Here is a 14653-nt window from a genome sequence, read left to right on the forward strand (position 1 = left end):
GCTATATCGCTGCTCCACGCGGTGTCCCTCACAAATGGCAACCCTGCCGAATAACCTGAGCAGTCTCAGACCCAAACGAACGCAGCAAGGGCAAGAGCGGTCACAATCGGAGTCAAAAGACCTCGTCATTAAAAGAGGTGGGCGCAACGATTTTTTCTTTCGCTCCGCTTGCTTCCTGCGTCGGCGGTTCGACGACGAAGATGCGGTTGAGGCCATGCTGGAAGCCTTGAACAACGATTTCACTGAAACGCCGTTGTCGGCCAGCGAGTTGCACGCCGCCATTCAGAGCAGTGGAAACTATGTCGAGGACACAACCGCACTGTTCGGCCCACCAAAAACGACCGAGCCCTTGCCGATGGAATTCCTCTATTACCCATACATCCCGTATTTTGGCGTGACTCTCCTTGCGGGTAATCCCGGTATGGGTAAGTCGCTTTTAGTGACCAAGCTGATCGCTGCGGTGACTACAGGGACGCCTTGGCCGCTCACGGACGAGTGTGCGCCGAAAGGCAAGGTCCTCATGCTGTCTGCTGAAGACAACTGGCAGAGGGTGACATTGCCGCGATTGCTAGAGAACAACGCGGACATCAACCAAATCCGCGTGATGAACCGCTTCAAAATTTTGTCGCCAGAGAACCTTGAGGCGATGGCGCGTTACATCGAGCAAGAACGGCCCAAGCTGGTAGTGATCGACACGCTTACCGCCTACATGGGCAGTGGGCGGGATATGAACCGGCAAAACGAAGTCGGGGAATTTCTGGGTCGACTGACCGAGATTGCTGAAGACGCCGGGTGTGCTGTGCTGGCAATTGGCCACCTGAACAAGCAATCGGCAGAACACCCTCTGTACCGCATAGTTGGCTCCATCGGCTTCGCCGCAAGCATTCGGTCCGCTCTTTTTTACGGTACAGACCCAACAGATCGGTCACGTTTCGCACTGGCGCACGGCAAGGCCAATGCCAGCGAACTCGGCAAAACGATCATTTTCGAGCGTTTCGGTGGAGGCCGCGACGGAACACCGGTCCTGCACCCGGTGGAATTCTCAGCCGCGAATGAAGCTGAAGTTTGCAGAGTCGAAACGAATTCCGTCGGCAGACCCGCATCAGCCGCCGACGCCGCGCGAGAGTTCATTCTCGAATTTCTTTCCGAAAAGCCGGTCAAGTGGGAGAAGATCGAAAGCGCTGTGACAGCCCGGAGCCTTGCATCAGCCGGTACATTGAACGCCCTACGGGCTGAAATGGCGAAGTCAGGCGAGATCGAGCAAGTGGGTAAGGGAAAAAGTAGCCGCTGGAAGCTCGGACGGCCCACTGCCGAGGAGTGATCGTTATAATAATTCGTGTACAATAATTTTTATATCGAATGAGGGGCGGGCTTAGGTCCGTCCTTCACTTTTTGGAGGCCAGCGTGGGCTTGGGGTGCGGAGCGGCTGGGAGCCGGAAGTCTCGGCAGTATGTATGACCCCTTGTCTGCCCACGAGGCAAGCGCAGTAAAAAAAACGCCTGCCCCCATACCTCCTGCGCCAGCACCCAATTGAGTGTCCGGCAAGCCTGTCTAGGGCGACACGAGGACTATGTATCAGTCTGTCGGGTGCGAGCCTGAGCTAAATCTCTGATTCTTTTCAAAGAGTCCGCACCTGTGTCGGGTATCGTGCGGGTGTTTGGGGTTCCACTTGGATAGCAATCCGCCGATTTGAGCGCTCTTTCGATCATTTCTGCACCCAGCCTTGACGGTGGAAGTGGCGCAGCACGATTGAACGGTTGTAGAGCGGGAAGCCAATCCAGAGACCATTGAGGGTGAAGAACGAAAAGATCGCCCATAGCCACATGCCCTTGAACAGATAGTAGAATGGTCCGAATAGCAGGCACCAAAGCCTATGCCAGTTGCCGAGAATGACTTTCGTTTCGCCGTTGAAGCCCCACTTTGCGCTGATGGCCATTTTCAAATTCCTCCGTGGAAAGTTGGTTGATGTAATCTCGATAAGAAAGTTGCGGAGTCCGGTCAGGTGAAACCCTGCGGGCCTATGTAGAGGCTGCGTAAGAGCCCAATACTGGCTTTAACCATCTGTGCAGACGGCGGGGCGGGGCAGCACCTCAGTGAGCCAAGCAGCGCTTCCGGCGAGAATTCGCAGCGTATGATCGGAAAATGCCCGACGTGGCCCTGCTGGCTCATTGTAACGCCGCCGCGCACGCGTTTAGCTCAACCTGCCGGGGATTTGTTGCAGGTCATTGTGAGTTGCATACCGGCAGCGCCCCGTGCGCTTCGACATGCTCCCAGATCAGCCGCCGTTCGGCGTAAGCGATGTAAGGGTGAAGAATGTGATCCGATGGATCGATCCCATCAGGTAAATGCACCGAGACCCACATGCCTGATGTGTCACCGTTGAAAACACCGTGAAAGGTGACGCCCCCTGCATGGCCTTTCTTACCGGTCGACGCCGATCTGTGGAACTGGCGTATCCGGTTCCTGATCCCTTTCGTCGCCCATGTCCTGCCTATGTAGACGGTGTTGGTTGGTTCTCCGCGCGAGATTACATAAATGCCTGCCTGCTGCGGCAAACTCGCTCGATCTACCCATTCGATTGGTTCGGTGAGTTGAAGACCCATAGCGCCCCGATCTGCGAGCGCCCTCGCGGTTGACTGGTGATCGGGGTGTTAGAAAACCGCGGTGACACGGTCCCTGTGCCTTTAGCCGGAGCCTGTTGTATAACACAGGCACCCCGACCATAGGGTCAAAGGTATTCAACCGCCGAAGCGGTCTAAGTCACCGAGGGGTTTCTAAGCCCCAACGCAGGTGCGTCTCCTGCATCGAGATCAGTGGTAGCAGCAATTCGAGAAAAGCTAAAGATGCGCTGGGGTTATCCCTGACAGGATCGCAGCCTGCGTCTTATCGATCTCCATCAGAACCAGAGGAGACTGACATGGCAGATATCGTGACGCTCAAAGCAATCTGCGACGAACTCAAGCTTGATCCCCGCGAGGCCCGCGAACGCCTGCGCGCCGCCGCCAGCGATGCCAAGGTAAACCCGGAACTGGCGAAGGCACGCAAACCACGCACTCCGTGGCAATGGGTACGGGGATCGGCTGCTGAGAAAGAAGCGAGAAAAGCACTGCGTAGCTAAACACGGTTCGTCGGTGACGTAAGAGGACCATTGAAATGGCCCTTTGCTTTCGGCGGGAACAGGACGTTCGTTGCAAGCGTTAAAACTGATAGATCTCCTAAAGAAGGCAGACATTTGTGGCCGCGTACGTTAGGTACGATGTAATGTTGAGCGCTTTTTGTTTCCCATTTGTTCTGGTCCGTGCCAGAATGAAGGAAATTTGATTTTGGTTGAGGTCAACTCATGGGTAAGAATTCAAAAATCGAGTGGACCACCCACACCTTCAACCCTTGGTGGGGATGCACAAAAGTGTCCGAGGCTTGTAAGCATTGCTATGCTGAGACATGGGCTAAGCGTCTTGGTCAAAAAGTCTGGGGGCCCAAAAAGGAACGTCGGACAATGTCCGACAATCATTGGAAGCAACCCCTAAAATGGAATCGAGATGCAGGGAGTACCACTGATCGTCCCCGTGTGTTTTGCGCTTCAATGGCGGATGTATTCGAGGATCGTTCTGAATTGGTTGAGCCGCGCGCAAGACTATTCGAGCTGATCGAGGCAACACCGAATTTGGACTGGCTATTGCTTACAAAACGTCCGCAGAACGTTAAAACCATGGCGAAGTGGGGCCAAGATTGGCCTACCAATGTATGGCTTGGCACAACGGTTGAGCTTCAGACTAGGGCTGACGAATTACTTCCATACTTGGCCGAAATACCGGCAAAGGTTAGGTTCATTTCAGCGGAACCACTACTTGGTCCTCTTGATCTCAGGCAATGGTTGGGTTCGACAATTGACTGGGTTATTACTGGCGGCGAGAGCGGCCCCAAGGCTCGTCCTGCTTCGCCAAAATGGTTCAGAGACATCCACGCCCAGTGCATGGAGCAATCGGTCGCGTTTCATTTCAAGCAGTGGGGCGATTGGGGCCCCGGTGACGGAGAGAATCTGCCTGCTCACCGTATGAAGATCGCGAAAGATGGAACAGCGATGTTCCGTCTCGGAAAAAAATCAGCTGGCAGAATTTTGGATGGCACCACCCACGACGGATTGCCTGAAAACAGATTTTTTGGGTAGCCAGTTCACGTATTTTTATGGAGACTCAACATATTGCAGGATTTGTACGCAGGCCGAGAGCAAAGCAAAGCAAAACACGAAATATACGCACGCTATTTAGTTCCTTTTGCTACTAAGATTTTGAGCACCTGGCGGACGATAGATGTGATCGATGGGTTCGCCGGGCCCTGGAAGAATAATGACACCTTGAACCTAAGCGACACGTCCATCGGCGTGTCTTTGAGGGAGCTATCTAAGGTTGCTGAGCAACAAGGTCATGAAGCGTCCTCGCCGCGTATTCGCTGCATATATAATGAGGCCGACCCTGATTCATACCAGATTTTGAAGGCCTTTATTGAGCGCAGTAAGCCAGAGTACCCGCTTTTGAAGCTTTTGACTTTCGAGGGGACGTTCGAGCAGAATTCTGTTGCAATTGACCGCGCGGCTGACCATCAATTTCGTCTGCTTTTTGTCGACCCAACAGGGTACTCAGGCTTCCCTCCATCGTGCCTGCGCACGTTTGACAATGGCCGCTCATACGAAATCATTGTGAATATGATGCGGTCATTTTTGGAGCGTCAAGCCACCGGTGGTCATCCAGACACTAGGAAAAACCTCGCTGGGCTGCTGGGAGCAAAACGCGCAGAGCGATTGGTTCGAGGAGACTTGACGATAGAACTCGTCGAGCAAGAGTATCTTAAGATGCTCAAAGAGGATTTGGGTTTCAGGTTCTCCTGCTACTCGCCAATCCATAATCCGGATCGCGATCAAATTCATTTTAACCTAGCATATGGTACCAACCACCCGGAGGGCCTTGAAGTTCTACGCAATGCCGAGTTTAAAGCTCTCTCTGATCACGACCGAACTCGGTTTACAAAGAAGGTAGACCAAAAAGGTGGCGATCTTTTTGGCGACATGTTCGATGAGATTGAAGTGCGGGGTCCTTATCTACGAGCAAGACAAGAGCACTGCGAGAGGGTTGAGTCCACAATTAGATCAGTTTTAATCAAGCATGGAGCAACTGAATTCTTCGAGCTGGCCGCAAAGGTGCAAGAGCAACTCTATCTCAAGCGCACTGAGATTGGAGCTGCAATCGTGAATATGACAAAAGCCGAGATCGTTTCAGATCAGTGGAGGCAGCCCAGACAACGAAAGCCTCGCCACAAGGACGTAATTACGCTCATGAGTAGTTAGTCTGATCTACTCTATGCATCCCCTGTCAGGGCCAGACATTTGACAATTTGGCCACACAAACGGCCTAGGTGCAAAGTTAGCGTTCACTCACAAAGCCTGTAGTTGCCATTGTTGTTCAAAGTCGGGAAGAGATGCGAAAATGGCAGAACAAGCCTCTTTCATTTCATCTGTTGAAATAAGTAATAATACTGCTCGCCCATGAAAATCTGATGCTCCTTTCGCTCGAGAAAGGCCATCAATCAAGCTAGACCTTACAGTCCAAGAATCTGCTGCTTCCTGAATTGCAGTCCAACGAACGGGCGCATGCACGTAGTCAATTTGGGACTTTCGGAATTGATCTAAGGCAGCTCTTGTTGACCGAAATAATCCAAAGAAATCAGGGTATTTTCTCGTATCAATTATCGAGGTAGGCATTTCTCCTTCGATCAATTTAGAAAAACGAAACCCGTCCATTTCATTCATTGGTACGACGAACAAACGATCACGATCACTCTCGTCAAATAGTTTGAGTTGCTTAGCGTTCTCAAAGCCCCATTGTTCTCTAAACTGGCTCACGTTTGGATTGGACGCCGAGTCGTGAACGAGCGTAAGCTTGGGTTTACTCATCGGATGCTTCTCGGCCCAACTTGCTCTCCAATTTTACGTAAGAGACTCTGTAACTGTCCATGGGCCCGCCCCACGCAGGAGTTCCATGAACTCTTTCTCCTGTTACCTTATCCTTGTAGTTTCGATCCTTCAAGAAAACTCGGCGATACATCCGTGGCGACACCCCAACAAAGGGCCTGAAAAGCACCTTCTTTACGGAGTGTGGCTCATCGGACGCTAAGCCCGGCACGCTGTTTGAAGTATTCGGAGACTGGTTCCCGATTATCGATGGTGCTAGCCAACCTTCAGACTCAGTAGTGATCGCGTCTGAATGCAACGCGGTTGCCCTACTCTTTGGGTAAGGCTCAATAAACTGAACCTCATCGACACCCGCCGCAACGATGTGTCTTGCACAGTAATGGCACGGATAAGTGGTTACAAATAGTCGGCACCCCTTCGGAGACACGCCTGCGAGCGAAGCGGACAGTATTGCGTCCATTTCCGCATGAACTGCTCGGCTAAACTCAATCAGTCCTCCTAAACGAGTTCCTCGAATCTTTTTCAAAACAGAATGCCCGTCCGTTTGAGACGCTAACTCTGGGAAAGCATCTATGAGCTCCTGTATGATCTCATTTTGCTCCTTGTTGCTACTACAATAAACAGATTCTCTGAATGCACATCGATGATCTTCAAACTGATCTTGGCTAACATCTTCACCATATACACCTCCTCCCGCTCGAGGTGCTTCATTGGTGCCGGTTGCAACAATTGTTCCGTCTTGATTGACCAATGCAGCTCCAACCTGTCTAGAGAGGCAGGCGCTTCTCATCTGCGCGCTTCTCGCATGATGCATGGCAGTCTCTGCGATGGTCGGCCTCTCAATCCGATCTTGGGCAATCAGGGACACAAACCTCTTAAGTTGGTCATTCATCCCAGTAATACTTAGGTCTTCCTCGCCTTCGGCGGAGTTATCCACAAAAAAATCGGCTTCGTGGAACGTGTCGGAAACATGTTGCCCAAATTTTTCTGGAGCATCTTCATCGCGATCTAGAAAATTCTTCACCTGATCCTTTGTAGACTGCAAACCCCATTCTGCTCTGTCGAAAAGATTCTCGCGGATCCGTTTTTCGCGTACAACTGGGTCACACACGATACCTACTAGCGCAAAGGCTTCTTGATAAACGCGACGCAAAAGATGCGCCTCTGCCGGATGCCGCAATGAATCAATAATGTAGACTCGCTTCCGACCATCTGGCTCGACCCCTTCGTCTTCATTGAACGTTGCGCCCTGCATCTTCGCCCGTTCCAGCGAGATTTGCCTCAAAATAAATCTTGCGACTTCAGAGTGATCTTCTCCACCACCGGCGAAATCGCCTTTCCGCAAATCATCGCCTCTGTCTTGCATTGTTGTGATGCCATCTAAGCTTTTGCGCGCCCCTTCAACAGGAACTTCCAGCCCTAAGTTTAATGCAGCGCTTCTGATGAGCGCACTGGCTTTGATGATGACCGCTTCATACTGGTAGTCGTCAACAAAAAATGCCTCTATCCTTTTAGCAGCTGTTCCGGAGCCGGCACCAGCGGGACCGACAATCGCTACAAAGAGCTCGTTGCTATGATGTTCGGCAAGGATTGACTGTCCTGAAGGATCGCTTGCGCGCTGCGTTTTCGGTGATGATTTAGCTTTGGGGTCTGCCATGAATAAGAATGCGTCCAAATGAGTATTAAGCCTATCAAAGCATACTAACGTGAGTGTCGCTCCATTGGCCATAGTCGGAAAGGCGATGCCAAACTCGAATGTCCGCATCAGTTGGAACTAAGTCGAACAACCCAAACAATCTTCTAAGGCGGCTTTGGGCCCAAAACGGCAAGAAAACACTTCATTGAGAAATTGAAATGCTACCCCAGTGATACCCGTGCATATTTTGCCAAGTCACCCGCGCTGTCGTATTCTCACTAAGTATTTGTTATTACTTGGTAAAAATGGTGCCCGGGGGCGGAATCGAACCACCGACACGAGGATTTTCAATCCACTGCTCTACCCCTGAGCTACCCGGGCACGGGAAGGCGTTTCACCTTGGGTGGAGGCGTTCTATGTCAGCCAAACGGGGCTGTCCAGAGCAAAAAGGCAAAAACCTCAGTGCAATCGCGAAGATTGTTTTTCAATCTCTTCAAGTGCCTCAATGGCCTCTTCAGGATCCTGCGAAGGCACTGCATAGTCCCCTCCAAACCACTTTCCCAAATCGATGTCAGCACAACGTTTGGAACAAAATGGACGGTAGGTCTGTACCGTCGTTTTCTTACAAATCGGGCAGCTCATTTTAACAGCTCTGTTAACGGGGTGCGTGCGTTTTTACGTTGTAGTTCATAGTGCCCCAAAGGGGTGAAGCCGACCAACGTGGTATCGATAACGTCACGCTTCAAAGCCGCACGCAATGTGGCCTCAAATCCGCGGCGGTCCTTCTTGGCCATCGGCGCCAAGTCCAACACAATCTGCCCGCCAAGACCGCGCACACGCAGCGCACGTGGCAGCAGTTTCGCCATGGCAAAATTCGCTTTTGTCCCCGCCGCAGGCGAGGTGTCACGTCCCGTGTTCACATCCACAGCCACAAGCGCACGTGTGGGCTCAACATACATATACGCGCCACTGCCCAGCGCGACCTCATCGCCATCCGCGGCCTCCAAAGCATCTAACACGCCATGGGTCTCAAAACTGCCAGCCTCGGTCACAACATCCGCCGGCTCCGACCAATCCCGCCAAGCCGCAACATGTGGGCCATCGCCCTCTGACAGCATCTCGACATCACCCTCAACGTCGGCCATCACCGCCTCACACAGATCCAGCATGGCGCGCACATCTTCGGCAATCTCATCCTCAGGGGCGCCCTCACACGCAGAGCGCAAAATCAAGCCTACATCTGCCTCGCCAGCCTCTGCATGTGCAATCGCCAACAGCGCATCGCGCGCGTCATCGTCACGGATGGACCGGCTAACGTTCAAACCCGGCGCACCCGGGGTCACAATCGCATAACGGCTCTTGAAAAGCACTTTCTGCGTCACCGGAATGGCTTTCCCCGGCTCAGCCATGCCAGTAACCTGCACCAAAATGCGATCGCCCGGTGCCAACCCTTTAACCTGCCGCAGAAACGCACTCCCATCTGGCGTTTTCACAAACATGCCGCCCTGCCCTTTGACAGGACGATCCGCAATCGCGCGATAGATCGTACCAGCACGCGGAGCATCGCTTTCAATCAAAAGATCGTCCAGCTGCCCATCCACCATCAAGGCTGCGGCCTCACGCCCGTTGATGTGGTCGAGAATGATTTGACGCCCGTTCATCACGCGCTCCTCTTTTTGGTGGCACTAAATTAGGTGTTATAAAGCGGATAACCCGCCGCGACCAGAAGCCCGGCAGTCTCTGCAACTGGGAGGCCCACGATGCCAGTAAACGAACCTGACATCCATGGAACAAACGCGCCAGCAGGGCCTTGGATCGCATAGCCCCCTGCCTTGCCCATCCAGTCATTGGTGGCAAGATAAGTCCGCAGCTCCGCTTCAGACAGCCGTTTCATTTTCACATCGCTGACCACATCGCGCTGCCACATCCGATCGCCACGCTTCACCGCGACAGCAGTGATCACACGATGTCGTCGACCGGACAAGGCGCGTAAAAACGCGGCCGCCTCGTCGACATCTGCTGGCTTGCCCATAATGCGACGCCCCAATGCAACGGTTGTGTCAGCGCACAACACAATGTCATCTGGGCCCGCCTGAACAGCGGCTGCCTTTTCTTGGGCAATGCGCACGCAATAAGGTCGCGGCAATTCTGCTTTGTGGGGATCTTCATTGATGTCGGGCGGGCGAATGTCATCCGCCACCACCCCGATTTGCGCCAGGAGCTCCCGGCGACGCGGACTTCCAGAGCCGAGGATCAGCTTCATCTCGGACCTCGTTTGTTTTCCGCGCAAACGCTTACTTGAAGCGATAGTTGATCCGACCCTTGGTCAGGTCATACGGTGTCATCTCGACTTGGACTTTGTCACCAGCCAGAACACGAATGCGGTTCTTACGCATCTTGCCTGCCGTGTGTGCGATGATCTCATGGCCGTTTTCCAGCTCGACCCGAAACGTCGCATTCGGCAGGAGTTCCTTAACGACACCGGGAAATTCGAGCAGTTCTTCCTTGGCCATGTTATCTCCTTCACATTGCACCCGCCTGTTGCGGGCTGCCCCTAAATGGTCCCAATCTTACAGGTTTTCAAGGGCTATCTCAGCGTAATTGTGCAAAAGTGAGCTTTGTCTGCGCCCCCTCTTGTCGCACCCAGTCGCGGCGGTTGCACACGGCCCCCTCCTCACGCACATGCGCTATTGTCTCCAAATTCACATCAGCAATGGTCCGGCCGGGCTCATTCATCTGCCCTTCGGCACACACGCCAGTCTCCGGGAACCCCAAATCGGGCGGCCCAAATACCCCACCCGTGCCGCGGTTCATCGCCACTGCATCACACCACTCTGCTGCCCCCACAACCGAGGACTGAACCGTCACGCATTGCAATTCCAACGCCCGCGCCATCGCGCCAATCCGCACCCTCCAATAGCCAGCTAGGGTCTCGGTGCAACTTGGGACAAGAACAACATCACAACTTTCAAGCGCCTTTCCCAGCAAGGGGAATTCACTGTCGTAGCAGATCAGAACCCCGATCCGTCCCAGCGCGGTCTCAAATACCTGAAGCGGTGCACCGGGCACCACATCCCAATGCTCGCGCTCGTAGCGTGTCATGATCAGCTTGTCCTGAAACTCCATGCCACCCTCCGGCCCAAAGAAATGCGCGCGGTTCACCGGGCGGCCACGCACACCGTTTTCTGCATAAACCGGCGCGGAGCCTGACAAAATATATACCCCGTGCTGCCTCGCCAATCGCTGATGCACCGCATTGGCTGCGTCGATCCATGAGGCGACCGTTGCAGTCGCGGCTTCCAAATCATCTGCAATGGGGATTTCAGCCAACGTGGCCAGTTCCATCGCGCCGTACTCAGGGAAGACCAAAAGCTCAGCACCTTGGGCTGTTGCATCTGCCACCCATGCAGCTTGTTTGGCCTCGTAAGCCTCCCAGTTCTCCAAAATATCCAGTGGATAGGCCGCGGTCGCGATCGTCACCATGTGTTTGGTCCCCCAAGTTTTTTGAAAAATGTCTGCATAGTTTTACGGCTGCGATGGGCCTGCCCCCACTGCCCCCATCCGAAAGAAGCCATGGCCGAGCCTAGTAGCCGTGTCTAAACATGCATCTCTACACTTGTGTCACATGCACCAAGGGGCTGACAGGAAACCGACCGTCTCAGGTGTTGTTCGCGCTGCACCACCGTTTGATGCCTGGCACACAACGTCTCATACGTTGAACGCAGCCCAAAAAGTCCCCCTGCCTTTTGGGCTCATATGGCCTCGGGCGCTCCCCAACGGCTCTGCAAATAGGCCACAATTTCGTCTCGCGCCTTCCGATAGGCCGCAAGTTTTGCCTCACGCCCATCCCCAGCCAGCGCCCCACTTGGGTCTGTCACCGGCCAGTATTCGAGCTCTAGGTGGTCAAATCGCGTCAACTTCGCTGCCTCTGCGCGACTGGCAGGTGTCAGTGCCACAACCATGTCAAAGCTAGACATCTCGTCACCGCGCTTTTCCATCTCTTCAAAACTGCGGGTGCGATGCCTGTCCAGTTCCACGCCAATCTCGGCACAAACTGCAATCGCAAACCCGTCAATGTCCAGATCACTGCGAATGCCAGCAGACTGCACATAGACGTCATGCCCATAGAGCTTTTTCATGATGCCTTCAGCCATGGGCGAACGCACAGCGTTCTGATCACAACAAAACAAAACCGATTGAGGCAACTTCGGTGAAACCGGCTGTGTCTGCTCCGCTCCTGCCACGTGCGTCAGCCTCCAAAATGCAAAACGCAGATCAGGGTAAACAACCGCCGCGCGGTGTCCGTGTCCACATCTGCTTTGCCGTCCAACCGTTCCTGCAGCACGCGCGCGCCTTCATTGTGAATGCCACGTCGTGCCATATCGATGGTTTCGATCTGGCTGGGTGGTAGGTTTTTTACAGCGTCAAAGTAGCTCTCACAAATCGCCCAATAGTCCTTCACCACTTGCCGGAACGGCGAAAGGCTCAGGTGAAATTCCACAGCTTTGTCTCCGGATTCGGTGGTCACATCAAATACCAAACGCTTATCGCGAATAGACAGATCAACCGAAAACGGCCCCTCCGGCACCACTCGATCATCGCGATGGGGCAACGCAAAGCTATTGTCTTCCAGCAAGTCAAATATTGCCACCTTCCGCTCCTGATCAATTTCAGGCGTGGGCGGCGGCAGATTTGTGTCGTCGATCTGGATGTGGCTGATCCGGGACATGGGTGTCTCTTGATTTTTTTGCGATGCAGCATGAGTAGCGCAGCAAGCCCTCTCTTGTCCATGCACGACCATTCGCCTCAGGGCCCGTCCCCCCGGTTGACAGCCCGACCACATCTGCGCGACCTCTACCACAATATATCGAAAAAGGAGCCGACGATGGCGCTACCCATGTTTGATCTCACTGGCCAAAACGCGCTGATCACGGGCAGCTCGGAGGGCCTCGGGTTTGCCGCCGCTGAACTGCTGGCACAGGCAGGAGCTCAGGTCTGGATCAACGGGCGTAACGGCGACAATTGCACACACGCTGCACAATCGATCCAAAACAAAGGCCAAAGCGCACAGCCCCTCCCATTTGACATCTCAGATGAGACAGCATCCGAGCAGGCGTTTAGGCGACTGTCTGCACATGGCGGCGTGGATATCTTGGTCAACAACGTTGGCATGCGTGATCGCCGCCACTTGAAAGAATTTACCCACCAAGACCTCTCCCGCCTAATGGACGTGGACCTGATCGCGCCCTTTCGTCTCGCTCAGCATGCTGCAGAACAAATGTCTCCCAAGGGATACGGGCGCATCGTCAATATCTCGTCCATCGCAGGCCTCATCGCCCAATCCGGGGATGCCGCCTACACCACGGCAAAAGCAGGCATCAATGGCATGACAAAAGCTCTGGCTGCAGAACTTGGCCCCTCTGGCATAAATGTGAATGCGGTTGCGCCCGGATTCTTCAAGACTGCGCCAAACGCAGCAGCTGCCAAAGATCCGGCAGTCACGGCCAAGTTAAAGGCAGCATCCGCCTTACAACGCTGGGGACACCCAGACGAGCTTGCGCCCGCGATCCTCTTCCTTGCCTCACCTGCGGCAAGCTATGTCACAGGACAAATTTGGGCTGTCGATGGTGGCTATTCCAGCCATTATTGATCTCCGCGCTGTCCGGGATGTCACCTTGTCCTTTGGGTGACGCAAAAGACCAAGACGCACAGATTGCCAACATGGTGCAAAGCACCCCCTATTTGTTCAAAGCATCAAGCCGTGCACGCACGCTCAAGCCGTGCGCCTCAAGGCTTTCAGAGATTGCCAATGTCTCGGCTGCAGGCCCAATCGCACGCAACGCCTCCGGCGTCATTTTGGACAATGTTGTGCGTTTGATAAAGTCCATCACTGACAGGCCAGAGCTAAACCTTGCAGAGCGCGCTGTCGGCAGCACATGGTTGGGTCCACCCACATAGTCGCCAATCGCTTCTGGTGTGAATTGCCCCAAGAAAATCGCGCCAGCATGGGTGATATCCTCACTCAAGGCATCTGGGTCCGCCACACAAAGCTCCAAGTGCTCCGGCGCAATCCGATTGGACAAAGCCGCAGCCGTATTCAAATTCGGAACCGTAATCACCGCGCCAAAATCCCGCCAGCTCGCGCCAGCAATTTCGCGACGCTCCAGCGTTTCAAGCCGCTTGTCCACCGCCGCCGCAACCGCCTTACCGAATGCCACGTCATCCGTGATCAAAACCGACTGCGCGCTTTCATCGTGTTCCGCCTGGCTCAGCAAATCCAACGCAATCCAATCAGGATTGTTGTCTTTGTCTGCGATCACCAAAATTTCTGATGGACCGGCGATCATATCAATGCCCACCTTTCCAAAAACCCGCCGCTTGGCCGCAGCCACAAACGCGTTTCCAGGGCCTGTTATCTTATCCACCGGCGCAATCGTGTCCGTGCCGTAAGCAAGCGCGGCAACTGCCTGCGCGCCACCTATGCGGTAGATTTCATCCACACCAGCCAGCCGTGCCGCCAACAACACCAACGGGTTCGCCACACCATCCGGGGTGGGCACCACAATCGCCAAACGCTTGACCCCAGCCACTTTGGCCGGAATCGCATTCATCAATACGGAAGACGGATAGCTCGCCAACCCGCCGGGCACATAAAGTCCTGCGGCTGACACCGGCGTCCAACGCCAACCCAATGTGGCGCCCCTCTCATCGGTCCAGCTGGCGTTTTCTGGCATTTGACGGCTGTGATAGGCCGTGACGCGCGCGGCGGCCAACTCCAGCGCAGCACGGTCAGTGTCATTGACCTGCGCACAATAGCTGTCGATCTCTTCTTCAGAAAACCGCATCGTTTCTGGCGTGAGCTCCAAGCGGTCAAATTTAGCCGTCAGCTCAATAACTGCCGCATCTCCGCGATGCCGCACATCCGCGATAATGTCCGCGACAACGGCATCCACATCCGGGCTGTCTTCACGTTTTGCACTCAACAGCGCGGTGAAGCTGGCCTCAAAGTCGGCATCCTGTGCATCAAGAAAAACGGGCATGGCAGTATCTCC

At 54.1% G+C, this 14653-nt stretch carries 17 protein-coding genes and 1 tRNA gene; 6 read left to right on the forward strand and 12 right to left on the reverse strand.

Annotated elements, in window-relative coordinates; all coding sequences use genetic code 11:
• The first annotated feature begins 34 nt into the window (after nt 1–34).
• Nucleotides 35–1321 (forward strand): AAA family ATPase, encoded by a 1287-nt coding sequence (locus ABWV47_RS07840; protein WP_353310465.1) that lies wholly within the window; start codon nt 35–37, stop codon nt 1319–1321.
• A gap of 384 nt (nt 1322–1705) precedes the next feature.
• Here ABWV47_RS07840 and ABWV47_RS07845 read toward each other — a convergent pair whose 3' ends face one another.
• Nucleotides 1706–1936, reverse strand: a complete 231-nt coding sequence (locus ABWV47_RS07845; RefSeq protein WP_353310467.1) for a hypothetical protein — start codon at nt 1934–1936, stop codon at nt 1706–1708.
• A 475-nt stretch (nt 1937–2411) separates the two neighbouring features.
• Here ABWV47_RS07845 and ABWV47_RS07850 point away from each other — a divergent pair, with 475 nt between their 5' ends.
• The 4 genes from ABWV47_RS07850 (at nt 2412) to tcmP (ending at nt 5341) form a co-directional block, all read left to right on the forward strand.
• On the forward strand, nt 2412–2636 hold the full coding sequence (locus tag ABWV47_RS07850; protein WP_353310469.1) for a hypothetical protein: 225 nt from the start codon (nt 2412–2414) through the stop codon (nt 2634–2636).
• Nucleotides 2637–2917: 281 nt separating this feature from the next.
• On the forward strand, nt 2918–3118 hold the full coding sequence (locus tag ABWV47_RS07855) for a hypothetical protein (protein WP_353310471.1): 201 nt from the start codon (nt 2918–2920) through the stop codon (nt 3116–3118).
• Between the two features lie 222 nt (nt 3119–3340).
• Nucleotides 3341–4168, forward strand: a complete 828-nt coding sequence (locus ABWV47_RS07860) for a DUF5131 family protein (RefSeq protein WP_353310473.1) — start codon at nt 3341–3343, stop codon at nt 4166–4168.
• Between the two features lie 33 nt (nt 4169–4201).
• On the forward strand, nt 4202–5341 hold the full coding sequence (gene tcmP / locus ABWV47_RS07865) for a three-Cys-motif partner protein TcmP (RefSeq protein ID WP_353310475.1): 1140 nt from the start codon (nt 4202–4204) through the stop codon (nt 5339–5341).
• Between the two features lie 87 nt (nt 5342–5428).
• Here tcmP and ABWV47_RS07870 read toward each other — a convergent pair whose 3' ends face one another.
• The 10 genes from ABWV47_RS07870 to ABWV47_RS07915 form a co-directional block, all read right to left on the reverse strand.
• Nucleotides 5429–5947, reverse strand: a complete 519-nt coding sequence (locus ABWV47_RS07870) for a hypothetical protein (protein WP_353310477.1) — start codon at nt 5945–5947, stop codon at nt 5429–5431.
• Nucleotides 5940–7622 (reverse strand): anti-phage dCTP deaminase, encoded by a 1683-nt coding sequence (locus ABWV47_RS07875; RefSeq protein WP_353310479.1) that lies wholly within the window; start codon nt 7620–7622, stop codon nt 5940–5942. Before ABWV47_RS07875 ends, ABWV47_RS07870 begins: the two co-directional genes overlap by 8 nt.
• A 285-nt stretch (nt 7623–7907) precedes the next feature.
• Nucleotides 7908–7982, reverse strand: a tRNA-Phe gene (locus ABWV47_RS07880).
• Nucleotides 7983–8060: 78 nt separating this feature from the next.
• A complete protein-coding gene (locus tag ABWV47_RS07885) occupies nt 8061–8243 on the reverse strand; it encodes a DNA gyrase inhibitor YacG (RefSeq protein ID WP_353310481.1) in 183 nt (60 codons plus the stop codon).
• Nucleotides 8240–9262 carry a ribonuclease E/G gene (locus ABWV47_RS07890; RefSeq protein WP_353310483.1) on the reverse strand — a complete coding sequence of 341 codons (1023 nt, stop codon included), beginning with the start codon at nt 9260–9262 and terminating at the stop codon, nt 8240–8242. Before ABWV47_RS07890 ends, ABWV47_RS07885 begins: the two co-directional genes overlap by 4 nt.
• Nucleotides 9263–9291: 29 nt before the next feature.
• Complete coding sequence (locus ABWV47_RS07895; protein ID WP_353310485.1) at nt 9292–9864, reverse strand: Maf family protein; 573 nt, start codon at nt 9862–9864, stop codon at nt 9292–9294.
• Between the two features lie 31 nt (nt 9865–9895).
• Nucleotides 9896–10114, reverse strand: coding sequence for a translation initiation factor IF-1 (gene infA / locus ABWV47_RS07900; protein WP_007205486.1), 219 nt, complete (start codon nt 10112–10114; stop codon nt 9896–9898).
• Nucleotides 10115–10193: 79 nt separating this feature from the next.
• The gene (locus tag ABWV47_RS07905) at nt 10194–11081 is read right to left on the reverse strand and encodes a carbon-nitrogen hydrolase family protein (RefSeq protein WP_353312056.1); all 888 of its coding nucleotides are present in this window, start codon (nt 11079–11081) and stop codon (nt 10194–10196) included.
• Between the two features lie 272 nt (nt 11082–11353).
• Nucleotides 11354–11806 (reverse strand): arsenate-mycothiol transferase ArsC, encoded by a 453-nt coding sequence (locus ABWV47_RS07910; protein ID WP_502959698.1) that lies wholly within the window; start codon nt 11804–11806, stop codon nt 11354–11356.
• Between the two features lie 44 nt (nt 11807–11850).
• On the reverse strand, nt 11851–12444 hold the full coding sequence (locus ABWV47_RS07915; RefSeq protein ID WP_353310492.1) for a UPF0262 family protein: 594 nt from the start codon (nt 12442–12444) through the stop codon (nt 11851–11853).
• Nucleotides 12445–12486: 42 nt separating this feature from the next.
• On the opposite strand from ABWV47_RS07915, the gene ABWV47_RS07920 reads away from it, so the two are divergent.
• Complete coding sequence (locus tag ABWV47_RS07920) at nt 12487–13251, forward strand: SDR family oxidoreductase (protein WP_353310494.1); 765 nt, start codon at nt 12487–12489, stop codon at nt 13249–13251.
• A gap of 88 nt (nt 13252–13339) precedes the next feature.
• On the opposite strand, the gene hisD is transcribed toward ABWV47_RS07920, so the two are convergent.
• Nucleotides 13340–14641 (reverse strand): histidinol dehydrogenase, encoded by a 1302-nt coding sequence (gene hisD, locus ABWV47_RS07925; RefSeq protein ID WP_353310496.1) that lies wholly within the window; start codon nt 14639–14641, stop codon nt 13340–13342.
• Between the last annotated feature and the right edge of the window lie 12 nt (nt 14642–14653).

This window comes from Shimia sp. NS0008-38b, from assembly GCF_040370365.1.
GTDB lineage: Bacteria > Pseudomonadota > Alphaproteobacteria > Rhodobacterales > Rhodobacteraceae > Shimia.

Coding starts and splice junctions, on each gene's coding strand:
- ABWV47_RS07860 (WP_353310473.1), top strand. CDS start 3,341: ATGGGTAAGAATTCAAAAATCGAGTGGACCACCCACACCTTCAACCCT.
- ABWV47_RS07890 (WP_353310483.1), bottom strand. CDS start 9,262: ATGAACGGGCGTCAAATCATTCTCGACCACATCAACGGGCGTGAGGCC.
- ABWV47_RS07845 (WP_353310467.1), bottom strand. CDS start 1,936: ATGGCCATCAGCGCAAAGTGGGGCTTCAACGGCGAAACGAAAGTCATT.
- ABWV47_RS07850 (WP_353310469.1), top strand. CDS start 2,412: ATGGCCTTTCTTACCGGTCGACGCCGATCTGTGGAACTGGCGTATCCG.
- ABWV47_RS07840 (WP_353310465.1), top strand. CDS start 35: ATGGCAACCCTGCCGAATAACCTGAGCAGTCTCAGACCCAAACGAACG.
- ABWV47_RS07870 (WP_353310477.1), bottom strand. CDS start 5,947: ATGAGTAAACCCAAGCTTACGCTCGTTCACGACTCGGCGTCCAATCCA.
- ABWV47_RS07885 (WP_353310481.1), bottom strand. CDS start 8,243: ATGAGCTGCCCGATTTGTAAGAAAACGACGGTACAGACCTACCGTCCA.
- ABWV47_RS07855 (WP_353310471.1), top strand. CDS start 2,918: ATGGCAGATATCGTGACGCTCAAAGCAATCTGCGACGAACTCAAGCTT.
- ABWV47_RS07895 (WP_353310485.1), bottom strand. CDS start 9,864: ATGAAGCTGATCCTCGGCTCTGGAAGTCCGCGTCGCCGGGAGCTCCTG.
- ABWV47_RS07875 (WP_353310479.1), bottom strand. CDS start 7,622: ATGGCAGACCCCAAAGCTAAATCATCACCGAAAACGCAGCGCGCAAGC.
- ABWV47_RS07915 (WP_353310492.1), bottom strand. CDS start 12,444: ATGTGGTCGGGCTGTCAACCGGGGGGACGGGCCCTGAGGCGAATGGTC.
- hisD (WP_353310496.1), bottom strand. CDS start 14,641: ATGCCCGTTTTTCTTGATGCACAGGATGCCGACTTTGAGGCCAGCTTC.
- ABWV47_RS07920 (WP_353310494.1), top strand. CDS start 12,487: ATGGCGCTACCCATGTTTGATCTCACTGGCCAAAACGCGCTGATCACG.
- infA (WP_007205486.1), bottom strand. CDS start 10,114: ATGGCCAAGGAAGAACTGCTCGAATTTCCCGGTGTCGTTAAGGAACTC.